Here is a 23930-nt window from a genome sequence, read left to right as displayed (position 1 = left end):
GTTCTATGTTACCGTTAAAACTGTTTAAAAATGCCCGCCTGCTGGCACCGAATGACTTGGGACGGCAGGATCTGCTGGTGGCTGGCACTAAGATTGCCGCTATCGCACCGCAACTGAGTCAGGGCGATAGTAATTTTCCAATCGAAGTGATTGATGCCAGTGATTTTTATCTGACGCCTGGCCTGGTCGATTCGCTGGTGCATTTTATTGGTGGCGGTGGTGAAGCTGGATTTGCCAGCCGCACGCCAGAAATGATGCTGACCGACGCTACGTTGGCCGGAGTGACCACGGCCATCGGCGTGCTGGGCACTGATGCCACCACCCGCACCCTGAGCAATTTATTAGCCAAAGCCTGGGCCTTAGAAACTGAAGGGATCTCGACCTGGTGTCACACCGGCTCTTATCAAGTCCCTTGCCGTACTTTGCTCGGCTCCATCACAGATGATCTGATCTTAATTGATAAGTTTATCGGCGTTGGTGAAATCGCGATTAGCGACCATCGCTCTTCGCAACCGACGTTAGAAGAGCTCAGAAAAGTGGCAGCTCAGGCTCGCGTCGGCGGTATGCTGGCAGGCAAAAGTGGTATTGTCAGCGTGCATGTGGGTAGCGGCGCTAGTCTGTTAGAGCCGTTACATCAGGCAGTGGCTGGCACTGAATTGTCGTTACGGCAATTTTATCCAACCCATATCAACCGCAATCAGGCGTTATTAAACGCTGGTTTTGCCTTTGCCGCCGCCGGTGCCGTGATTGATTTTACCACCAGCACCACCAGCTATGATTTGCAACATGGCGAAATCGCCGCCGCCGAAGCACTGGCGCAAGCCATCAACCGTGGCATTTGCAGCTCTCAACTGACGATGAGCTCGGATGGCAACGCCAGTTTGCCGATCTTCGACAGCAGCGGTAAGTTGCTGGGTCTGGAAGTGGGTAAAATCAGCTCATTGTGGCAAAGTGCCCGCAGCGCAGTGCTGGATTGGCGGCTGCCACTGCCATTGGTCCTGGCGACAGTCACATCATCACCCGCCAGCATTTTGGGTCTGGCGCAAAAAGGCCGGTTACAAGCAGGACTGGACGCCGATTTATTACTGATCCGCTGTGACGATCTGGTTATTGACAGTGTTTTTGCCAAAGGCAGAAGTCTGGTTCGGGCGGGCAAAGCTGTGGTCAAAGGGTCCTTCGAATAAATCACGGTTGATCCATCCTCCTTGTCAGCGCGTAAAGGGAAAGAGTAGAATACCCGACTGTTTTAATCGGGTATTTTGTTTTTTCGGCTTATTGCTCGAAAAAATGGATTGCTGTGTTGCAAATTTTTCATAAGACAAATTTGTGAACTGGGGTAAAATGCAGCCCTTTTCAGCTATCCAGCTATGCTGCCGTTGTGGCGGCGCTGACGAGAGCTCAGCCAGACAGGTTAATTACCACTAAGACTGATGCCATTTTTTTGCAATCGACGGATCTTGGAGAATTCATGCCGACAGCGATGCCAGATGTAGCCAACCACTCTTGTGCCACCACCGAAGGGGTACTGGACTGGGTTGGAATGAGCAATATTGAAGTGCCACTGATGCTGGCTCTGGCCGGTGAAGCACCGCGTCAGGTTAGCGCCCATGTCGAAGCTTTTGTGAACCTGAGGGACCCAAAAGCCAAGGGCATTCATATGTCGCGGCTGTATCTGTTGCTGGACGATTTATCGCGTGAATCCAGCTTAAGCCACGCCAGTCTTTGTGATTTGCTGGATGGTTTTATCAGCAGTCACGAAGAATTAAGCAATCAGGCTTTTGTAAAGTTTGATTTTGACCTGCACTTACGCCGCAAGGCTTTGATCACCGAGAAACAAGGCTGGAAAGCTTATCCGGTGACAGTAACAGGTCAGGTGACGGACAAGGTATTATCAGTCGAACTGGCAGTGAAGGTGCCCTATTCTTCCACTTGCCCTTGCTCAGCCGCGCTGGCGCGTCAGTTGATCCAGGAAGCTTTTGTGGCAAAATTTGCCGGCCAACAGCACATCAGTAGTGAGCTGGTGGTGGATTGGTTAGGAACCACCCAGGGCATAGTGGCAACTCCACACAGCCAACGCTCAGTGGCTGAAATTAAAGTGAAACTGAACCATAAAGTCACTGAGTTTCCAATTGTTGAACTGATTGACGCCATTGAAGACGCGTTAAAAACTCCGGTTCAGGCTGCCGTTAAACGCGCCGATGAACAGGAATTTGCCCGCTTAAATGGCCAGAACCTGATGTTCTGTGAAGACGCAGCACGCCGGTTAAAATACGCGCTGAATCAACTGAGCGAATTTGATGATTTCTGGTTGCGCGTCAACCACTATGAATCATTGCACGCCCATGACGCTGTTGCTGTCACCGCCAAAGGTATGCAGGGCGGCTACCGCGCCTGAGTCTTAGATAAATGCAATTCATTCGCATAACTAACGCATAAAGCTGTTAGTAATCTAACGAGAAAAAGCTGCTTCGGCAGCTTTTTTTTGCGCTTTTTTCCGCTTTAACTGCCATAAAATCGTAAAAACTGTAATTTTATTACATAACAGGTCCGCGCAGCTGCAAGCGATGACTGGCGGGATATTCGCCAAAAGTCAGCTTGCATTTTTGCCGGAATATCGGTATACCTAACTGTACTCTTTATGTATAGACGGCTAAAACCTACAAAAACGACACTAGAGTAAAAACACTAACAACCCTTGACCCTTGAAAGTATTGCCGTTATTTTCTTTCACACGTAAAAAAACATATAAAAAGAATAATAATTCACAAATTAAACATATTTATTTGAATGCAGGACAGGTTGGAGGAAAGTGTCATGGGGTTGTATCACCACAGCCAGGCCAGAGAAAACTGTGGCTTTGGTTTAATTGCCCATTTAGAGGGTACCGCCAGCCATCGCATCGTCCGGACCGCCATCAGCGGCCTGGATCGGATGCAGCACCGGGGTGGAATTTCAGCAGACGGCAAAACCGGTGACGGTTGTGGTTTGCTGATGCAAAAACCTGACAGTTTTTTTCGGGCTATTGCCGAAGAAAACGGCTGGGTATTAGGTAAAAAATATGGCGTGGGGATTTTCTTTTTCAGTCAGGATCCGGTCAAAGCGGCCTTTGCCAAAGAAATTGCCGAAACTGAAATCGCCCGCGAAACCTTAACCCTGGTTGGTTGGCGTGAAGTACCGGTCGATCCGTCCGTGCTTGGCCCTATCGCACGCGATTCGATGCCGCGGGTGATGCAGGCTTTTGTCAGTGCACAGCCGGGCTGGGGCGATCACGATTTAGAGCGCCGGCTTTATATGGTGCGCCGCCGTATCGAAAAACAAATCGTCAATGACGACGATTTTTATATCCCAAGTTTCTCCGGCTTAGTGACCGTATTTAAAGGCCTGATGATGCCGGCAGATTTGCCTGGATTTTATCTGGACTTAGCCGATATTCGGATGGAAACCGCCATTTGCGTCTTTCACCAGCGTTTTTCCACCAATACCATGCCACGCTGGGCATTGGCACAACCCTTCCGCTTTCTGGCCCATAACGGTGAAATTAATACCATCACCGGCAACCGGCAATGGGCACGCGCCCGTCAGTACAAGTTTGCCTCGCCATTACTGCCAGATATGCAAAACGCCGCGCCTTTTGTTGGTCAGAAAGGTTCAGACTCCAGTTCACTGGACAATATGCTGGAACTGTTTTTAGCCGGTGGCATGGACTTATTCCGTGCCATGCGTTTGCTGGTGCCACCAGCCTGGCAAGGCAACAAGGTGATGGCTGATGATCTGAAAGCTTTTTACGAATTTAACTCTATGCATATGGAGCCATGGGATGGTCCGGCCGGTATTGTGCTGACCAACGGCCAGCATGTGGCCTGTAACCTGGACCGCAATGGCCTGCGCCCAGCCCGTTTTGTGATTACCAAGGATAAGTTAATTACGCTGGCTTCTGAAGTTGGCATCTGGGACTACACACCTGATGAAGTGCAGGAAAAAGGCCGCGTCGGGCCGGGCGAGATGCTGGCAGTTGATACACAAACCGGCAAAATCTGGCGCTCCAACGAAATCGATGAAGATTTACGCGCCCGCCACCCCTACCGGCAATGGCTGACGCAAAACGTCCAGCGCTTAGTGCCATACGAAAAGTTTGAGGTGGACCTGATTGGTAAACGCGTGTTCAGCGACGATGAAATCATGGTTTACCATAAGCTGTTTAACTACAGTTATGAAGAAATCGATCAGGTCATCACAGTCCTGGCCAAAGACGGCCAGGAAGCGGTAGGTTCCATGGGGGATGATACGCCGATGGCGGTGTTATCGCGCAAGCCCCGCACTTTTTATGATTATTTCCGTCAGCAATTTGCCCAGGTCACCAACCCGCCTATCGATCCGCTGCGGGAAGCCCATGTGATGTCACTGGCCACCAGCATTGGCCGTGAACATAACGTGTTCTCTGAAACCGCAGGTTATGCTCGTCGTATTCAATTTGAATCGCCGGTGATGATGTATTCAGATTTAAAACAGTTAAAAAGTGCCGATGAAAAATACTATAAGCATCAGATCTTCAGCCTGAATTATCAGCCGAATGCAGAGACGCTGGAACAGGCCGTGCGCCGACTGGCGCTGGACGCTGTCACTGCAGTTCGGGAACATAAAGTGGTGCTGGTGATTTTAACCGACCGGCGCATTGCGCCGGATCTGATCCCAATTCCGGCGGCCATGGCGGTCGGTGCTGTGCATCATGCGTTGGTCGATGCCCAACTGCGCTGTGACTCCAACATCGTGATTGAAACTGCGACTGCGCGCGATCCACATCATTTTGCCGTCCTGGTTGGGTTGGGAGCTACCGGTATTTATCCGTTTTTAGCTTATGAAACCGTCGAACAACTGTGTGAAAAAGGCTCGTTGAATATCAGCGCGCGCGAAGCTGTGATCAACTATCGCAAGGGCATCAACAAAGGCCTGTATAAAATCATGTCAAAAATGGGTATTTCAACAGTGGCCAGCTATCGCTGCTCCAACCTGTTTGAAGCCGTTGGCGTGAATAAAAATGTGATGCAGTTGTGTTTCCCGGACGTCCCGTCCAGGCTGGGTGGTGCTGACTTTGACGACTTCCAGCAGGACGTGCAACAACGCGCCAATATGGCATGGCTCAAGCGTAAGCCACTGAATCATGGTGGTTTACTCAAATATGTCCATGACGGCGAATACCACGCCTACAACCCGGATGTGGTGCAAAGCTTGCAAAAAGCAGTAAAAAGCGGTCTGTACGAGGATTACAAAGTCTACTCAGATTTTGTCAATCAGCGCCCGGTCGCCCATATCCGCGATTTATTGACAGTGGTGACCGATCACGTCACAGCAATCCCATTGGCTGAGGTGGCACCGGCCGAACAGCTGTATCCACGCTTTGATAGCGCCGCGATGTCGATTGGTGCTTTAAGTCCGGAAGCGCATGAAGCCTTGGCAATTGCGATGAACCGCTTAGGCGGCCGCTCGAATTCCGGCGAAGGTGGTGAAGATCCACGCCGGTTTGGCACTGAGAAAAACAGTAAAATTAAACAAGTAGCCTCAGGCCGTTTTGGCGTGACGCCGCATTATTTAGTTAATGCTGAAGTCATTCAAATCAAAGTCGCTCAGGGAGCCAAACCTGGGGAAGGTGGTCAACTGCCGGGTGAAAAAGTGACGGCTGAAATTGCCCGTCTGCGTTATTCAGTGCCTGGCGTGACACTGATTTCACCGCCGCCACACCATGATATTTATTCCATTGAAGACTTGTCGCAGCTGATTTTTGACTTAAAACAAGTCAATCCACAGGCGCTGATTTCAGTCAAACTGGTATCCGAGCCTGGTGTTGGCACTATCGCCACAGGTGTCGCTAAAGCATATGCCGACTTAATTACCATTTCTGGTTATGACGGAGGTACTGGTGCCAGCCCACTCACTTCAGTGAAATACGCAGGTTCACCGTGGGAATTGGGTTTAGCGGAAGTGCATCAGGCTCTGGTGGAAAACGGTTTACGCGACCGCGTTCGCTTGCAAGTAGATGGCGGCTTAAAAACCGGCCTGGATGTGGTCAAAGCCGCTATTTTAGGCGCCGAAAGTTTTGGCTTTGGCACCGGCCCTATGGTGGCGCTGGGCTGTAAATTCTTACGGATTTGCCACTTAAATAACTGCGCCACCGGCGTTGCCACCCAGGACGCCACGCTGAGGCGCGACCACTTTAACGGCTTGCCGGAAATGGTGATGAACTACTTTAAGTTCTTAGCCTTAGAAGTGCGGCAATTACTGGCTGAAATGGGCGTGCGGGAAATTACCGATTTAATTGGCCGTACCGACTTATTAGTGCAACGTCAAGGGCAGACCGCCCGACAAGTGAAATTGGATTTAGCGCCGATTTTACAAGCCTGTGGCGTGAAGTCAGAAAAATCGCTGCATTGTGTGCAAAACAACGATCCCTTTGATTCAGGTCCGCTCAATCAGCAAATGGTGGCCAAATGCCTTGATATGGTGAAATACAAAACCGGCGGCCGGTTAACTTTACCGATCCGCAATACCGACCGTTCAGTCGGCGCCGCGTTGTCGGGTCTGATCGCCCGCCATCATGGCAACCAGGGCATGGCAACTGAGCCGATTGAAGTGCAGTTTGTCGGCACCGCTGGCCAGAGCTTTGGCGTCTGGAATGCGGGTGGTTTACATCTGTCACTGCAAGGCGATGCCAACGATTATGTCGGCAAAGGCATGACCGGTGGCCAGCTTGCGGTCTATCCGCCTAAGGGCGTCAGTTTTGCCAGAGACAATGCCACTATTGTTGGTAACACTTGTCTTTACGGGGCCACCGGCGGCCGTTTTTATGCGGCCGGTCGGGCTGGTGAACGTTTTGCCGTGCGCAACTCCGGCGCTATTGCCGTGATTGAAGGCACCGGCGATAACTGCTGTGAATATATGACCGGTGGTGTGGTGGTGGTGCTGGGTCAAACCGGCGTCAACTTCGGTGCCGGTATGACAGGTGGCTTTGCCTATTTATTTGATGAACATCAGGATTTAGCCCTCAGAGTCAACCCGGAGTTAGTCGAATGTCTGGATGTCAGCACGCCAATCTTGCAAGAGCATCTGCGCAGTCTGATCCACCAGCATTTTGAAGCCACAGGTTCTGAACGCGCGCACAAGATTTTGTCGTCGTTCCAAAGTTGCTTAACCCAATTTAAGTTGATTAAACCCAAAACCAGTGACGTCAACACGTTATTGGGTCACCGCGCACGCTCCTCTGCTGAGCTGCGGGTGCAGGCGATGTAAGGGCGAGGAAATTCACAATGGCACAGAATGTTTATCAGTTTATCGATGTAAAGCGGGTTGATCCGCCAAAAAAATCGCACGAAGCCCGCACTATCGAGTTCGTGGAAATTTATCAGCCGATGACCGACACCCAAGCAGCCGGTCAGGCTGACCGTTGTCTGGATTGTGGTAACCCCTATTGCGAATGGAAATGCCCGGTGCATAACTATATTCCGCAGTGGTTAAAACTGGCCAATGACGGCAAGATTATTGAAGCAGCGGAATTATCACATAAAACCAATAGCTTACCTGAAGTCTGTGGTCGGGTTTGTCCGCAAGATCGGCTTTGCGAAGGCGCTTGTACCCTGAATGAAGGTTTTGGTGCTGTCACCATCGGCTCGATTGAAAAGTACATCACCGATAAAGCCTTCGAGATGGGCTGGCGGCCGGACTTATCTGCTGTGGTGAAAACCGACAAAAAAGTGGCCGTGATTGGCGCAGGCCCGGCGGGCTTGGCTTGTGCCGATGTGCTGGTGCGCAATGGCGTGACACCTGTGGTGTTTGATAAATACCCGGAAATTGGTGGCCTGCTGACCTTTGGCATCCCGCCATTTAAGCTGGAAAAGGGCGTGATGCAATTGCGGCGCGAAATTTTCAGCGCTATGGGCATCGAGTTCCGCCTCAATACCACGGTTGGAGTTGATGTCAGCTTTGACAGTTTGTTGGCAGATTACGATGCGGTGTTTTTAGCCCTTGGCACCTACACGCCCATGGCGGGTAATCTGGCCAACGAAAAAGCGCCGGGGGTCTATGAAGCCCTGCCCTATCTGATTGGCAATATCAACAATCTGATGGGCTGGCAAACCGAACATCAATTTGTTGATTTAAAAGGTAAAAATGTCGTCGTTCTCGGCGGTGGTGATACCGCGATGGACTGCGTGCGGACTGCCATTCGTCAGGGTGCCAGCAAAGTGATTTGTGCCTATCGGCGTGATGAGGCCAATATGCCGGGTTCACGCAAAGAAGTTCAAAATGCCCGCGAAGAAGGGGTTGAGTTTATGTTTAACTTACAACCCCTTGGCATTGAAATTGATAGCGAAGGCCGCGCCTGTGGTGTCAAAGTAGTATCGACCGCCCTAGGAGCGCCAGATGCCAAAGGCCGCCGCTCGGCGGAAGCTGTGGCCGGCTCTGAACAAGTGCTGGCCGCTGATGCGGTGGTGATTGCCTTTGGTTTCCAGCCAAGTCCGCCGCAGTGGCTGCAGGATAAAGGTATTGAGCTCGATAACAAAGGTCGGGTGATCGCCCGCGAAGACAGTCTGTTTCCACTGCAAACCAACCAGCAAAAGATTTTTGCCGGGGGGGATATGGTGCGCGGCTCGGATTTAGTCGTCACCGCCATAGCGCAGGGCCGCAAGGCCGCAGAAGGCATGCTGGACTTTTTGGCGGTCTGATCACCGCCTCTGCTTCTGCCAACAATCCGGCCAGCAGGCCGGATTTTTTTATGGTAAAAACTGCTGAGCTAAGCTGATGGCTGTCATGCTTCCGTCATGATTTTGGTGATACTATCACATTGTTTCTGTTATTTTTTGCTGTGAGCAACGGGCGCGACACCGCCAGCAATTGATCCCCGTCGCCAGTTTCCGGAGCTATGATGGCCATTCATTTTGCAGATTTATTAGGTAGCCGGCTGTCACGCCGTAGTTTTTTAGCCGGCAGCGGCGCTATCGCTGTTGCCACGAGCTTGCCAGCCATGGCGCAGGATGCCAGCAGAGAGCTTGCCAATCAGCCAGGCAGCAACAGTAAAAATCTATCCAGCCTGACCTTCACTGAACAAAGCCATCAACTGACGCCAACACTCGAAGTGCCACCGGGTTATCAGGCGCAAGTCTTACTGAAATGGGGTGAACCTTTATTTGCCGCTGGTCCTGCCTTTGACCCAACCAACCAAAGCGCGGAAAAACAACGGCAACAGTTTGGTTTTAATAACGATTTTATTGGTTTTTTACCATTACCCCTGGGTAGCAATAATGCTGAGCATGGTTTGTTGGTGGTCAATCATGAATATACAGTACCAGCCTTAATGTGGCCGGGTGCACCTGCCGATACCAGCCTGACAAAAGCCCAAACCGATACTGACATTGCAGCCCATGGTTTATCTGTGGTGGAAATCAAACTGCAGCAGGGACAATGGCAACAACAAAAAAATTCCGCTTATACCCGCCGCATCACCCCGCTGACTCCGATGCAACTGAGCGGTCCGGCCGCCGGTAGCCGCCGGATGCAGACAGCGATATCTAAAGATGGCGTTTACACCTTAGGCACTTACGGCAATTGCGCTGGCGGTGTCACGCCCTGGGGCACAGTACTGACTGGCGAAGAAAATATTGACGCCATGTTTGCCGGTGATTTCAGTCAAAGCGCTGAGCAAGCCAGTCTGCAAAGGTTTGGTATGCAAAGTCAGCCACAAAAAAGCTGGGCCCGGCATTATTCACGCTGGGATCTGAGTCAAGAGCCGAACGAAAGTTTCCACATGGGCTGGATTGTCGAAATTGATCCTTATGATCCAACCTCTACACCGAAAAAGCGTACGGCCTTGGGCCGCTTTAAACATGAAGGTGCCAACGTTTATCTGAATAAAGATGGCCGGGTGGTGGCTTATATGGGCGATGACCAAAAGTTTGAATACTTGTATAAGTTCTTATCAAATAAGCGGTATCAAGCTGACAATAGAGCCGCCAACCTAGAGTTATTGGATGATGGTATTTTGTATTGTGCCCGCTTTGATGCCAATGGCACTGTCGACTGGCTGCCGCTGCTGTGGAACGAAGGTCCATTGACAGCGGCCAATGGTTTTCACAGTCAGGCTGATGTGCTGATTGATGTGCGCAAGGCGGCGGATTTACTCGGCGCCACCCCGATGGACAGACCGGAAGATGTTGAAGTCAATCCGGCCAATGGCGCCGTGTACGTGATGCTGACCAAAAATGCTGACCGCACCCCAGCACAGCTCAATCCGGTGAATCCACGCCCGGCCAACAAAGCCGGTCAAATTGTCGAACTGGTGGCCCCACAAGGCGATCACAGTCTGCGCAGTTTTGCCTGGGATCTGTTTTTACTGGCGGGCCGCAAGGATGATCCCTCCAGTAATTACCACCCGGCCACCGGTGCCAATAGCTGGCTGGCCTGTCCGGATAACTGTGCTTTTGACCGGCAAGGCCGGCTTTGGATCACCTCAGATGGCGCCGAAGATTTTGATATTGCCGAAGGCATTTGGGCGACCGATGTCAGCGGCGCAGGCCGGGCACTGCTAAAACGTTTTTTACGGGCACCAGTCGGGGCGGAAATTTGCGGGCCGTTTTTTACCCCGGATGACAAATACTTATTCTGTTCAGTGCAGCATCCGGCTGATGGCAGCAGTTTCGACCAACCATCCACCCGCTGGCCGGATTTTGATCAGAAATTACCACCGCGCCCGGCTGTGGTGGTGATTGGCAAAAAAGATGGTCAAATCATCGGCAGTTAACTGTATCCGCAGCTGACAACTGACTCACCATTTGCTTGTTCTGATGCCAGTAACAGACAACCCCAATGCTCAATGCGATTGGGGTTGCCCTTGCTCGGCAGAGCATTAGCCTGCAGCGCCCTATTGCGATGGGCTGTCGGTAATCTTTATAAAAACTTTATAACTGCCCTTCACCAACCCCATTACACTGCGCAGCAGCAAAATACTGTGGACTGTTCCTGCTTGTGAGCAGCGAAGCTGTTGAGATGTTATGGCCAAAAACCTTGAACTGGCGTTGACCAACTCCGCCAATCGTTTGCTGTTATACCGGATTGTTGGTTATTTACTGCTGATGCTGACAGGGTTAAAGCTGGTCGCTGTGGTGGTCGCTGTGATTTATAACGAAAAGATCTTCTGGTTATTTTTAGCCAGCGCCTGTTTTACGCTGCTCTTCGCCAATCTGCTGATTTACCGCGGCCGCCATCACAGTAGTCAAATCAAAAACCGCCAGTTATTTGCCCTGACGACACTCAGTTGGCTCAGTATCTGTCTGTTTGCGGCTATCCCGATTTGGCTGGTAGTCCCCAATTGTAGCTGGGTTGACGCCTGGTTCGAAACGGTTTCAGCTATTACCACCACAGGCTCAACAGTCTTCGCCGGCCTGGATCAGATGCCAAAAGCCTTGTTGTTCTGGCGTGCAGTGCTGAACTGGATCGGTGGCATTGGCATTATCGTGATGGCGATTGCGATTCTGCCGATGCTAAAAATTGGCGGTATGAAATTATTCAAAACTGAAAACTCAGATATTTCGGAAAAAATCCTGCCGAAAAGTTCAACCTTGTCAGGTTCCATTGGCATGGTGTATCTGCTGTTAAGTCTGGCAACTATGTTGAGTTATTACGCCGCCGGCATGACTGGGTTTGATGCCATCACTCATGGCATGTCCACAGTCGCCACCGGCGGTTTTGCCAACTATGATGCCTCGTTTGGTCAGTATCGCGACACCCCGCTGATTTTTTGGTTAAGTAGCTTCTTTATGATGGCAGCCGCCCTGCCTTTTGTGCTTTATGTCGCTATGGTAAAAACGGATCGCCATGCCTTATGGCGTGATCCACAGGTCAGAGCTTTCCTGAGCATTGTGTTGGTCTGCAGCCTGACGCTGGCAGCTTATCAACACTGGCATCATGACCGTGACTGGTTTGATGCACTGACTCATAGTCTGTTTAATGTGGTCTCTATTATTACCACCTGTGGTTATGCTTCTGAAGATTATACCTTGTGGGGTCCCTTGGCTGTGATGGTGTTTTTCTACCTGACTTTTTGTGGCGCTTGTTCAGGGTCGACCTCAGGTGGGTTAAAAATCTTTCGCATCCAGCTTGCGGCATTGCTGTTGATGAAACAATTTAAACTGCTGATCCATCCCAAGGCCGTGATCTCACAAAAATACGGCGGTCGGACTGTCGATGACCAATTACTGGGCACTGTGCTGGCGTTTTGCTTTATCTACTTTGCCACCATTGGCGCCCTGGCATTGGCTTTGTCGTTTTATCAGCTTGACCTGGTCACCGCTGTCACTGGCGCTGCCACCGCAGTAGCCAATGTTGGGCCAGGGCTTGGCAGCATTATTGGCCCGGCCGGTAATTTTTCCTCCTTACCAGACGGCGCTAAATTGTGGTTAACTATTGGCATGTTGATGGGACGACTGGAAATTCTCACCATGCTGATCTTTTTTACCCCTGCTTATTGGCGCTATTAAGCCAATGCGTCGAATCATCTTATCCGGCTGGCCAGCCGCACTGACGGGCACTGTGTTCATCCCTTTGCTGCTCGCCTGGTTGTTATTACAATTACGCAGCAGCATCAGCATCACTGACATCGCCATGCTGCAATTGTTATGGATAGCCTTGATGGCCTATCGCTTTGGCAAAGGCTGGGCGCTGGCGACCACATTGCTCAGTGTATTACTGCTCAACTGGAATTTTGTACCGCCTTACAATACCTTGCACGTGCAGGATGCCAGCAATTTAATTAGTTTTGTGGTGATGGCGGCACTTGGCGCGGCGATTAGTTATTTATCCGACACCTTACAACAACAATTGCTGCAAACCAGAGCCTCCATGGCAGAATTACGTGGTATGTACCGGTTGTCACGCGGACTGGCCAGCCGGCGTAGCTTTGATAGTTGTTGTGCCTACAGCGCCCGCTTTTTAAGCCGCCGCTTGGGTTGCAAGGTCCAGATCTATCAGGGCCAGCCACCAGCCGGGCCACAACACATCTTTCTGATTGGCCAGGCACCTGCTTTAGCCTGGCTGCAACTGCCAAGAGCAGCCAGCGCAACCGAATCTGCCCTGCTGCAGGCTGCTTGTACCTTGTTGGCGCAAAGTCTGCAGAATTTACAGCTGCAGCAGCAACAAAAGCAGCAGCAATTGCAAATGGAATCAGAGCAAAACCGCACTATGTTATTAAGGTCGTTATCGCATGATTTGCGCACCCCACTGGCCACTATTATGGGTGCATCCAGCATGCTGGCGGATACCAGCCTGCCATTGACGGAGTCACAAAAACAGCAGCAGGCCGCCAATATTTATCAGCAAAGTTTGTTGTTAAATCAACAATTTGAAAAAGTGCTGGAATTGAGCAAAGCCCAGTTGACCCCAGCCACTGTGCGTTTTGAAACTGTGTTAACAGCAGACTTAATCAGCGGTGCACTGGCACGCCGGCCTGAGCTGGCCGCGCTGGGTCCGGCGCAGCTGCAGTTACCTGCCAGCGCCAGGCTGCTGGCAGTGGCAGATCTGCTGGAAATTGCGCTGGCGAATATGCTGGAAAATGCCTGTAAACATGGCCAGCCGCCCTTCCATCTGGAAGTGCTGCAGCAGGGGCGCAATCAACTGCGGTTAACCAATCAGTTTACCACTACCGCAACCCGTGGCCGCGACAGTAGCTCTGGGCTGGGAATTCCTATCATCGAAACAATCGCCAGCCTGCATCAGGGCCATTTTTACCGGCAGCTCAGTGCTGACCAGCAACAATTTATCGCAACTCTGGAGTGGCCTTTATGTCCGAATCAACCGTCATGATCGGGGTGTTTGAAGATGACAGCGGCATGCAGAGTTTTTTACAGACCCTGTTGCTAAGTCAGGGTTATCAGACTGAGTTTTGGGCGGCTGGTGCCACAGGTTTACGCTGGTTGCAGCAACAAAAAGCCGATTTAATTCTGCTTGATCTAGGCTTGCAGGATCAGGACGGGATCAGCGTATTACGCACTTTACGTGCCTCCAGCCAGGTGCCGGTGATTGTAATTTCGGCGCGGCAACAGGAGCAGGACAAAGTCACAGCACTGGATCTGGGCGCCAACGATTATGTCACTAAGCCTTTTAGCGCAGGCGAGTTACTGGCCAGGATCCGGGTAGCGCTGCGCGCGCCCCATCCAACCACAACGCAGAGCACAGCTGCCATGGAGCATTTCAGCTTTGGCGATATCAAGGTCGATGTTGGCCGGCGGCTGGTCAGTAAAGCTGGCCAGCCACTGCATTTAACTAAAATTGAATTTGAACTGTTGTTGTGTTTACTAAGGCATGAAGGTGCCGCTTTAACTCACAATCAAATTTTGCAGCAAGTCTGGGGCAACACCTATCAGGACAGGCCTGAGCTGGTCAGGGTGCATATAGGCCAGTTACGGCAAAAACTGGAAACCACCGCTGAATTACCGCGTCATATCAAAACCGAAGCTGGTGTAGGCTATCGGTTTGTCTGCTAAACCGGGTCAAACTGGCATCATTTCAATAACGGGTGTTCCAGTTTGACAATATCAGCTCTGGGCATGGCCGATAGCTCCAGTAACAGCCGCTGGCGCTGGGCGTCATAACTAATGCTGTTAAAGGGATATAAATATTCCAGCGATAATAACTGGATGTCAGTCACTTGCCGGGTTTGACTGTCGTAACGGCTCAACATCAGCTGGTTTGGACTGTGTTGCAGGAAATAAATGTCTTCACCTACCACTGTCCAGGCATATTTAGGCGAAAATTGCTCGCCACTGAGCAGCTGTTGTTCTGAACCATCTGGCAATAACTGGAATAAGCCGCGGTTGGTGCCTTTACTGAAATAGACTTTGCCGCTATCTGTCACTGCGGCATAAACGCCTTCCTGATGGGTTAATTGTTTGATCTGCTGATCCGCCAGGTTCAGTAAAAATAAATTGTCGCCTTTGCGAAACACCACCCCTTGATCCTGATGCCACCAGCTCGGGCGCCGGTGCCATTGAATGCCGGTTTGCAACGTGGTGAGCTGACCGGTGGTGATATCCAGTAACATCAGCCGGTCGCGTTGCTCACCGGCAAAACGAGCCACAAACAACACCTTTTCGCCATGTCTTGACCAGCGCGGATATTTTACCACCCCTTGTAATGAGGTTAATTGTTTCGGATTTTGCATATCTGCATCGGCCTGCCATAACTCCATATAACCTGAACTGTTACTGACATAGACTAAAGCCTGCCGATTTGGATTGTAATCAGGGCTTTCATAGCGCTCATCCGAAGCCGTCAGCGGAAACAAAGTGCCAGGTTTATTTTTCGATAACGGCAAATAAGCCAGTTGTGAGGAGCTATTTAACCGATGGAAATACAACTCACCCGCCCTGGTGATCCGGGTATGACCGGCAAAATCGGCCACCCCCAGATTTTGCCGCTGTTTGGTGCGGATATTCAGCAGCACCGCATGGCGCTTCCCGTGCCGTAGTGCGCCATAGACCAGTCGTTCCCCATCCGGATGCCACTCCATGCCCAGAATATCTTCTTCATCTGAGGTCAGCTGAATTTCTTCGCCAGTTGCCAATTGATGTAAATACACCTGCTCTGACAGAGCATTAGCACGGCGGGTAATGGCTAAACTACGGCCATCCGGTGCAAAGGCCAGATCCCGGATCCGATGCTGACAGTTTTGCTGACAAGGCAGTGCCACAGGTTTGGCTTCACTGTTTTGTAAATCCAGTTGGTATAAGCTGCGGCCATCTTGCGTCAGTGAGCCATTAAACAACAGATAACGGCCATCCGGTGACACATCCAGATACACTGAACTGTGCCGGTTGCAACTGGCCAGTTGGGTACTGCTGAGGGTCCGCAAGTCTAGCCGCATAATTTTGCAATGACCATACACAGCTGAATTGACTGAATAATATAAATGTTGCTGGTCGCGCCCCCACACCGGTCTGCTCTCGTTGTCAGGACTGAATGTCAGTTGCTTAAAGGGCTGTTGCGGCTGTTGTAAGTCCAGCAGATACAGATCTGTGCCCTGTTCAAACTTACGCCAGCTAAAAGCCAGATAACGGCCATCATCGGATAACGACGGAAATAATGCGCGGCCACTGCCCTGCGTCAATTGTTGTTGCAGTACCTGGGGCGCAGGCTGCTGCAGCCACCAGAACAACCAGCCTAATAGCAGCAAACACAACAGGCCGACTGGCAACCACCAGCGGTAGGCTTTGCCAGCAAGCCCCAGGCTAAGACCACCGGACGGCATAGCAGTGCTGAGGTCAATGTTGGTCAGGACACCAGCCGAACCGGTAACCGGAGCGTGCATGGGATTAGTTGCCGACAACAGCGCTGGCGCTGCCTGTAAGCGGTAGCCTTTTTTGCGGATAGTGCCAATCAGTTCTGCGGCCCCGAGCTGTTGTAATTGATGCCGTAATTGCCAGATGGCATTGGTCAGGGCTTTTTCACCGACATAACCATTGCCATCCCAGACCGCTTCGATCAACTGCTCACGCGTCACCAGCGCCGGGTATTGCTGCGCCAAAAACTGCAGCACTTCCATCGGTTTCTGCTGAATGCTGACAGCAGTCTGCTGCGGCGCTGTCAACGTCAGCGCCACCGGATCAACCACAATATGACTCAGCAAAAAAGCTTGGGCTGAAAAACGTCCAGATTCAGGCATATCAACTTCATTAAAAAAGCAGGATGCTAATGTATCAATTTCGGCGACGCTCAACAACAACCTCCGAACTGCCGTCTGCTTGCAAATGTTGCTGCAACCACTGTTGTTGCTCCCACAACAGATGCTGTAATGACTGTCGCGCCTGATAATGATGCCCCTCAGCCGGCAAGATCACCAACCGGCTGACCCGACCCAGTCCCTGCAACGCCTGGTACATCAACTCTGATTGCAAGGGTCTGGTGCCACTGTTTTGATCATGGCTGCCGTGGATCAGCAACAAAGGAGCTTTGATTTTTGTCGCCGCCAGATAAAGCGACATCGCCAGATAAAGCTCAGGTTGCTGCCATAAATGGCGCTGTTCGGCTTGAAAACCAAAAGGTGTCAGGGTGCGGTTATAAGCGCCGCTGCGGGCGATACCGGCGGCAAATAAATCCGTGTGCGCCAATAAGTTTGCCACCATAAAAGCACCATAAGAATGGCCACCAATCGCGATGTTGCCACGTTTAGCCACCCCAAGCCGTTCCAGCACTGTCACAACCCAGTTAGCAACATCAACAGAGTTTTCATCATCATCTTCGCATGACACACAGCAAAAAACAGCAAGGCCGGAACCGGCCTTGCTTGTTCACTCCTCACCACAGACCTTGCCCGCACAGGTCAGATTGGGCAACTTAGAAGCTGTACTGATAACTGGCGTAGAAAATCCGCCCGATCAGGTTGTAGCCACTGTTTTCACTAAAATACGGATGTGAATTCCGCTCCGGATGACCAGGCTTAAATAACGGTGGCATACTGTCAGTTAAGTTATTGATACCCAAAGACAGTTTATGCTGTTGATTAAAGCGGTAACTGCTATTGAGGTTCACCCGATCATAGCTGTCGAGTTTACTCCAGACTCTTTGTTGGTACTCTTTACCGGCACTGTCTTTGAACGTCCAGTCATCACGGCCCTCGGCTGTGCCTAAGTAGTACCAGCTCAGATTCACACTTAAATCTTCCACACTCCAGTTCAGCGCTAACTCGGTTTTCCATGCTGGCAGATAGTCATCTTTGGTGTACTCTTCCCGTTCACCTTCAGTAAACGGCAAGTACTCCTTTTTCATCATATAAGATACTTTTGGCGTGATTTTCAGCTGGCCGAAATCAGCCAGGCTCAGCTTGTAGCTCAATTCAGCGTCTATACCCTGCGAAGCTTCATAAGCACTGTTGATGGTGCCGCTGCGCACGCACAATACGTCCTGATAACTCTGGTCCGGCTGACGTTGCAGAATATAACCTAAACCACTGATATCACGACAGTTACTCGCCTTACCTGTCATATCATAAGCTTTATTTTCCAGGATGCGGCGTGAACTTTCGCTATATACAGCCCCTTCGAGCGAGACCCGCCAGTAATCAATGCTGGCACTCAGATCCTCGGTCAGTTGCGCCACCACGCCTAAATTGGCAAATTTACCCTTTTCTTCAGTCAAGCCAAGATTACCGGCGCTGTAGGATTCAAATGAGTCATCCAAATCGATAGGATGATTCGGGTCTACTTTGACCGTGGTTTCGCTGAAAGAGCGGCTGACCCCTGCATACATCCGATGCAGATCCGGTGCACGGAAACTGCGACCGGCATTAAATCTGACCAGCACATCCTCGGTTGGCTGATACTTCAGGCCAAACTGCGGTGTCATGGCACCACCGACATCAGATTGATCGTCATAATAGTCATATCTGACCGCGGCACTGAGCTCCAGCGCGCCAACACCACTGTCTGGTGCCAGCAGCGGCACTGACACTTCACTGGCACCAGCATAACGTTTACGCTCACCGCGGCCTTGGGTACCGCCCTGACCAATCAGGTTACCATTCACGGTGTGGATATCTTTTAAATCGAAATACCACTCCCGCGCCCACTCCACCGAGTTAGCAAACTGCACAGTACCAGCAGGTAACTCCAGCAGATCGCCGGTCATCACGGCAGATAACTGGTTTAGGCCTGAACCGGCATCCGTCAGAGTGTTGGCATAAAGTTTATCTTTTTGTGCTGGTGTCATCGCATCCATCGGATACCATTTATCCGGATTGGCCGAATCCGCCGGATTAAAACTAATCACTTCCAGCAACTTATCCATCAACATCTGGTTGCGGCCTTCGCGGGTAAAGCTACTTTTGCCATAAGCCCAGCTCAGTTCAAGCTGATAATCCCCGACAGTGCCCTGTAAACCCAAGGAACTGGTCAAACTTTCCTGTTCACCCGGATACAACCGGCTTTGACCATAATCGTCTAACCGCCGATAGACCCGGAATTCACGGCTGCTGGCAAAATCAGCCTGATTGTAGCTGTAGCGGCCTGGTTTATTGCGGTCCATATAAATGGTCGGGCTGATGCTCTTTTGTGCATTCCCTTTAACGGTATCCTTATGACTGGCTTGCAATAAAGCACTCAGACTCCAGTCATCGGATAAATCTTTCTGATGGTTCAGCACCAGGTTGTATTCTTCTTTGCCGGTCTGCAGACCATCTTCTGCCAGCGCGTTGTAACGGCATTTGTGACGGCTTTCTTTGCTGTCATACACCGCAAGCTGACCAAACAACGCTGAACATTGCTGCTCATTGGCCATCACATATTCATCTTTATGGAAGGTTTTATTGCGATCGCGGATATAAGCGGAGGTGGTACTGTGCAAGTTGATATTGTCCGGGCCTAAACCCGCAGTCAGCTCTCGTTGACCGGCCAGCAGAATTTCTTCATCTGTGTATTCAGCCACCAGCACCGTATTACCCCAGGATGTTTCAAAACCACTGGTGAAAGACAATTTACTGTTATCATTGCCACCATGTTGCGGATTTTCATGACGTAATTCTAAGCTGGAACCGTCATATTGTTTTTTCAGGATAATGTTCACCACCCCACCGATCGCATCCGAACCGTAAATCGCCGAAGCGCCACCGGTCAGAATTTCAATCCGCTCCACAGCACTGGATGGAAAAGTGGAGGTATCGACAAAGTTGGTATTACCACCAGTGGCGGTTGGATACTGCGGCACCCTTTTACCATTGACCAGCACCAGAGTGCGGTTAGCCCCCATACCCCGTAAATTGATGGTGCTGGCTCCCTGAGTCCAGCTCGATTCATTGCCTTCGATAGTACGACCGGCATTGCCGATACTGGCTTGCAGAATTTCTTCCACATTACTAAAACCACTGCGTTCAATATCAATGGCGCTGATGACGGTGACAGGGGCGACACCGGCCATATCTGTTCTTTTGATCCTGGAACCTGTTACTTCGATCCGCTCCGGGCTGTCTGGTTTGGCCGCGGCTGTCACTGTCTGGGTTGCTGCCTGTAACGGCACTGACAGCAAGATGCCACCAGCCAAAGCAGTTTGCACGATACGGGCGATCAGAGTCTTGTTATTCATTGGGTGTTTCCTGTTTTTATCATGTTGCTGGATCCCTGTTATCGCTTGTGCTTCCTGCATATCTCGGTGCTTAGTCCGGCGCAAGACCGAATCTGGTGGCTGACCACGCTATGGCGCAGATTGCAGTGGCTGGCTGGGTGTGAGCCACAGTGCAGCAACTGCCTGGTATCATCAGTAGTCAGCAAGACAACTCAATGCCATCGGCATCTTTTCACTGTCCAATTGATATCTTTTAATATCTATTTTTATATAAATCAGTGTATTACAGAGTCGCAGTCAACCTTAGTGCTGCGCTGCCCCGGCCTGCCACTCTGTTAACGTTAAGCGTTGGCCATCCAGGGTGCCGCGCATAAAAGTGTCTGCTGGCATCCCCGGCAGTTGCCATAACAGCAATTCACCACCGACGCCATTTTTGATACTGCTATCGAGTGACAGCACCCGGCCCTGCCAGTGGCTGTACACTGCATCCATGCTGGTATGGCCCACGACGATGCGCCGCAGTTGTAACTGCTGCAGCAGTTGATCTAAGGCGGGCGACTGGATGGCGTCTTTGGCACGGAAATAACCGCGATACCATAAAGGCCCAATTGAACCATACAAAAACTCCAGCACCGGCTGTTGCTTGAGCAGACTTTTACTCAGGCCAAGCCCTTGCCGGTAATGCTCATTCACGGCCGACATCGATAAGCCAAGTGCCAGATAATCCGGATGCAGCCCGGCATGCAGAAAAACGCTGTCATTAATTTGCACCAGCACAGGTTTACTGCGCAGCCAATCGCCAAGCACTGAATCAGCGCTGTAGAGCTGCTGATAACTGCGGCCAAGCAGGCTGGCAACCTGACGGTATTTGTCGTGGATGTAGCGCAGATCGGCTCTGAGCACCATGGTTTCATGATTGCCCAATAACAAATGCAGCCGGCCACCGGCTTGAATGGCCTGCTGTTCTAACTGATATAAAAACCACAATATTTCAGTCACTTGTGGCCCTCTGTCCATCACATCGCCAGCGATCACCAGATGGCCTGTCCCGAACCGCCACTGCAGTTGTTCGTCAACCACGCCATGGCGCTGTAACAGTTGCAACATCAAGGGGTACTGGCCGTGAATATCACTGAGCGCCGCCAGCTTGCTGGCGCTGAATTTCACCGTCGGTAACGCAGTCGCCGGTGGCCGGATTTGCAGCGGTTGTTGAAAACCACAGGCTGGCAGCACTGGCTGTTGCAGTTGCTGTTGTGTTTGCAACAATTGGCCCTGACAAATCCACTGCACCTGAAGTTGCGGGTTTTGACCTACTGCCGTATTTGCCGGCTTTTCGTTGCGATCTGCCGTGAAAGCTTTGCTGAATGCTTGGTCTGCTGTCGTTTGATAAAAAATATAAGGACCGTCGTTCAGATCTTGTTGCTGCCAGGCTTGCAACTGGCCGCTGAGCCAGCCCCAGACCAACAGCAATGGCGCCAGCCCTAACAGGCTGAAAAACAAGGTTTGTGCTATTTTTTTGCTTCGCATCTTATCCACTCAGTTGCCCCGCGTTAAGTCTGCGGGCTCAGCCTGATGCCAAAGCCATGAGGCCGCCGCATCTGATGGTCTGAGCATCAGGCAAAGCCAAGCCTTGCTGCAAGCGATCTGGCTGCTGCCAGTCTCCTTTGTGTGCCGCTTTAATATCTATTCATATCTTTTATTTATTTTTCAAATACTTAAATTAAATCCAACAGCAAAAATAAGCTTGATTGCCAATCATTGTTGCCGCACCACGCCGTGACTGACGACGCAATTTTACGAACTCTTTACGCCCTGAGGGGCTTGCCATCTGGAGTCTTTACGCGGACCGGCCCTATCTTAGCCGCCGGTTTTACCCTGAGTGCCTGCACCAGGGTCAGCCCCGACTGGCGATTGCCAGCGGCAGTAAATAACCAAGTTCCTTAAGAAGTTCCTTAAGAAGTACATAAGTCCCACTGGAGTGAAAAATGAGCAGCTTTGTGTTGATAGTTCAACTGATAGGAATAAGCGCGGTCTGCGCTTTGTTGTTTTACGCCATGTTGGCACCGGAAAAGTTCTGAGGATAGCTGATGGATATCATCTTGATTTTAACGCTGGCACTGCTGCTGGCCTGGCCAATTGGCCGTTATATGACTGCGATCTTCAGTGGCCAGTCGCACTGGAGTGACCGACTGTTTTTACCGTTGGAAAACGGTATTTTTAAGCTGCTGGGGATCAATCCGGCTCAGGGCATGGACTGGAAAGCTTTTGGTAAAGCCTTTTTACTCAGTAACCTGCTGCTGGCAACACTGGCCTATCTGCTGCTGATGCTGCAACATCTGTTGCCGGGTAATCCGGATGGTGTTGGTGCTCTGAGTTGGGATCTGGCATTTCATACCATGATTTCGTTTTTAACCAACACCAATCAGCAACATTATTCCGGTCAGGCACAACTGAGCTTTTTCAGCCAGAGTGTGGTGATTGTCACGCTACAATTTGTCACCCCGGCGATGGGACTGGCGATTTGTCTGGCGGTGATCCGCGGTTTAGCCGGTGGCCGGCAAGCTGCTGCCGTCAGCGATACAACAACTCAGTCTGGCGTGGTTACCACAGGCGCTGATTTGGGTAATTATTATCAGGACACAGTGCGAGCTGTATTGCGATTATTAATCCCGCTCAGTGCAGTGCTGGCCCTGCTGCTGACCAGTCAGGGTGTTCCTTCGACTTATCAGCCAAGTCCAACCATTGAGGTATTGCAGGCTGATCAGCAACTGACCAGCCAAAAAATTCCGCTGGGTCCGGTCGCGGCCATGGTCGCCATTAAACAGCTCGGCACCAATGGGGGTGGCTGGTATGGCCCAAACAGCAGTAACCCACTGGAAAACCCAACACCTTTCAGTAACTTGTTGCAAACCATCGCGCTGGTGCTGATCCCGATTGCAGTGGTGTTTATGGCCGGTGGCATGCTGAAAAGACCTGAATTCGCCCGCATGACCTTAGTGGTGATGGGCACGCTCAGTCTGATCTGTGTGGCGGTGGCGCTTTATAGCGAACAACAACCGAATGCGGCTTTTGCCGGTCTGTCAGCCCCTGCTGGCAATATGGAAGGTAAAGAAGTTCGCTTTGGCACCGATTTGTCGGCGTTGTGGGCCACTTTAACCACCCAGAGTTCAAACGGTTCGGTTAATGCCATGCATGACTCGATGAATCCGCTGGCTGGTCTGATTACCCGCTCTGCCATGTTGATTGGCGCCATTTGGGGTGGCATTGGCTGTGGTTTTGTTAACTTCCTGGTTTATGTCTGGATCGCCGTATTTATGGCCGGTCTGATGACAGGCCGGACGCCAGAAATCTTCGGCCGCAAGCTGGAAAAATCTGAACTCAGTGCCCTTGGTTGTTTACTGGTATTGCCAGGCGCTGTGGTACTGGTGTTCAGTGCCATCACGCTGAGTATTCCGGCGCTGACTGGCAACAGTAATCCGGGTTTACATGGTATTTCCCAGGTGTTTTATGAATATACTTCAGCCTTTGCCAACAATGGCTCCGGTTTTGAAGGTCTGGCCGACAACACGCCATGGTGGAATCTGAGTTGTGCGCTGGTGCTGTTACTGGGTCGTTTCCTGCCGTTATTGCTGCCGCTGTATATCGCCGGTTTATTGGCACAAAAACGCCAGTTGGCCAGTAATGCTGCCAGCTTACCGCTGGGTGGCCTTACCTTTATCGTCACGCTGTTGACGGTAATTTTAATGCTGAATTTCTTATCCTTTTTACCTTCCCTGGTACTTGGCCCCATCGGCGAAGCACTGCAATTAAGCCAGTCTGGCTTTACTTCTGGAGCAGGACATTAA

At 51.1% G+C, this 23930-nt stretch carries 13 protein-coding genes; 9 read left to right on the top strand and 4 right to left on the bottom strand.

Annotated features, from left to right (window positions below; genetic code table 11):
* The first annotated feature begins 5 nt into the window (after positions 1-5).
* From iadA to AC53GJ_RS06850, 8 genes are all read left to right on the top strand, one after another.
* Positions 6-1184 carry a beta-aspartyl-peptidase gene (iadA, locus tag AC53GJ_RS06885; protein WP_496731833.1) on the top strand — a complete coding sequence of 393 codons (1179 nt, stop codon included), beginning with the start codon at positions 6-8 and terminating at the stop codon, positions 1182-1184.
* A 284-nt stretch (positions 1185-1468) separates the two neighbouring features.
* Positions 1469-2395, top strand: coding sequence for a GTP cyclohydrolase FolE2 (gene folE2 / locus AC53GJ_RS06880; protein WP_496731832.1), 927 nt, complete (start codon positions 1469-1471; stop codon positions 2393-2395).
* A 419-nt stretch (positions 2396-2814) separates the two neighbouring features.
* Positions 2815-7281 (top strand): glutamate synthase large subunit, encoded by a 4467-nt coding sequence (gene gltB, locus AC53GJ_RS06875; RefSeq protein WP_496731831.1) that lies wholly within the window; start codon positions 2815-2817, stop codon positions 7279-7281.
* A gap of 17 nt (positions 7282-7298) precedes the next feature.
* A complete protein-coding gene (locus tag AC53GJ_RS06870) occupies positions 7299-8711 on the top strand; it encodes an FAD-dependent oxidoreductase (RefSeq protein WP_496731830.1) in 1413 nt (470 codons plus the stop codon).
* Positions 8712-8908: 197 nt separating this feature from the next.
* Positions 8909-10783: a PhoX family protein gene (locus AC53GJ_RS06865; RefSeq protein ID WP_496731829.1), complete on the top strand. Its 1875-nt coding sequence runs from the start codon at positions 8909-8911 to the stop codon at positions 10781-10783.
* Between the two features lie 250 nt (positions 10784-11033).
* The gene (locus tag AC53GJ_RS06860) at positions 11034-12518 is read left to right on the top strand and encodes a TrkH family potassium uptake protein (RefSeq protein WP_496731827.1); all 1485 of its coding nucleotides are present in this window, start codon (positions 11034-11036) and stop codon (positions 12516-12518) included.
* Positions 12519-12522: 4 nt separating this feature from the next.
* Positions 12523-13839, top strand: a complete 1317-nt coding sequence (locus tag AC53GJ_RS06855; protein WP_496731826.1) for a DUF4118 domain-containing protein — start codon at positions 12523-12525, stop codon at positions 13837-13839.
* Positions 13818-14519: a response regulator gene (locus AC53GJ_RS06850; RefSeq protein ID WP_496731825.1), complete on the top strand. Its 702-nt coding sequence runs from the start codon at positions 13818-13820 to the stop codon at positions 14517-14519. Before AC53GJ_RS06855 ends, AC53GJ_RS06850 begins: the two co-directional genes overlap by 22 nt.
* 17 nt (positions 14520-14536) lie before the next feature.
* On the opposite strand, the gene AC53GJ_RS06845 is transcribed toward AC53GJ_RS06850, so the two are convergent.
* The 4 genes from AC53GJ_RS06845 to AC53GJ_RS06830 form a co-directional block, all read right to left on the bottom strand.
* Positions 14537-16696: a winged helix-turn-helix domain-containing protein gene (locus AC53GJ_RS06845; RefSeq protein ID WP_496731824.1), complete on the bottom strand. Its 2160-nt coding sequence runs from the start codon at positions 16694-16696 to the stop codon at positions 14537-14539.
* Positions 16697-16730: 34 nt separating this feature from the next.
* The gene (locus AC53GJ_RS06840) at positions 16731-17282 is read right to left on the bottom strand and encodes an alpha/beta hydrolase family protein (protein WP_496731823.1); all 552 of its coding nucleotides are present in this window, start codon (positions 17280-17282) and stop codon (positions 16731-16733) included.
* A gap of 85 nt (positions 17283-17367) precedes the next feature.
* Positions 17368-20106, bottom strand: a complete 2739-nt coding sequence (locus AC53GJ_RS06835; protein ID WP_496731822.1) for a TonB-dependent receptor domain-containing protein — start codon at positions 20104-20106, stop codon at positions 17368-17370.
* A gap of 282 nt (positions 20107-20388) precedes the next feature.
* A complete protein-coding gene (locus tag AC53GJ_RS06830) occupies positions 20389-21612 on the bottom strand; it encodes a metallophosphoesterase (RefSeq protein ID WP_496731821.1) in 1224 nt (407 codons plus the stop codon).
* A gap of 560 nt (positions 21613-22172) precedes the next feature.
* Here AC53GJ_RS06830 and kdpA point away from each other — a divergent pair.
* Positions 22173-23930, top strand: coding sequence for a potassium-transporting ATPase subunit KdpA (kdpA, locus tag AC53GJ_RS06825; RefSeq protein WP_496731820.1), 1758 nt, complete (start codon positions 22173-22175; stop codon positions 23928-23930).

Source organism: Rheinheimera sp. B2H12, from assembly GCF_059620065.1.
The sequence above is the reverse complement of the archived record's forward strand: the minus strand, read 5'-3'. Positions and strand labels throughout refer to the sequence as shown.

Bases quoted from the DNA above. Each gene is read 5' to 3' on its own strand.
- iadA (WP_496731833.1), top strand. From the start codon at position 6: ATGTTACCGTTAAAACTGTTTAAAAATGCCCGCCTGCTGGCACCGAAT.
- folE2 (WP_496731832.1), top strand. From the start codon at position 1,469: ATGCCGACAGCGATGCCAGATGTAGCCAACCACTCTTGTGCCACCACC.
- gltB (WP_496731831.1), top strand. From the start codon at position 2,815: ATGGGGTTGTATCACCACAGCCAGGCCAGAGAAAACTGTGGCTTTGGT.
- AC53GJ_RS06870 (WP_496731830.1), top strand. From the start codon at position 7,299: ATGGCACAGAATGTTTATCAGTTTATCGATGTAAAGCGGGTTGATCCG.
- AC53GJ_RS06865 (WP_496731829.1), top strand. From the start codon at position 8,909: ATGATGGCCATTCATTTTGCAGATTTATTAGGTAGCCGGCTGTCACGC.
- AC53GJ_RS06860 (WP_496731827.1), top strand. From the start codon at position 11,034: ATGGCCAAAAACCTTGAACTGGCGTTGACCAACTCCGCCAATCGTTTG.
- AC53GJ_RS06855 (WP_496731826.1), top strand. From the start codon at position 12,523: ATGCGTCGAATCATCTTATCCGGCTGGCCAGCCGCACTGACGGGCACT.
- AC53GJ_RS06850 (WP_496731825.1), top strand. From the start codon at position 13,818: ATGTCCGAATCAACCGTCATGATCGGGGTGTTTGAAGATGACAGCGGC.
- AC53GJ_RS06845 (WP_496731824.1), bottom strand. From the start codon at position 16,696: ATGCCTGAATCTGGACGTTTTTCAGCCCAAGCTTTTTTGCTGAGTCAT.
- AC53GJ_RS06835 (WP_496731822.1), bottom strand. From the start codon at position 20,106: ATGAATAACAAGACTCTGATCGCCCGTATCGTGCAAACTGCTTTGGCT.
- AC53GJ_RS06830 (WP_496731821.1), bottom strand. From the start codon at position 21,612: ATGCGAAGCAAAAAAATAGCACAAACCTTGTTTTTCAGCCTGTTAGGG.
- kdpA (WP_496731820.1), top strand. From the start codon at position 22,173: ATGGATATCATCTTGATTTTAACGCTGGCACTGCTGCTGGCCTGGCCA.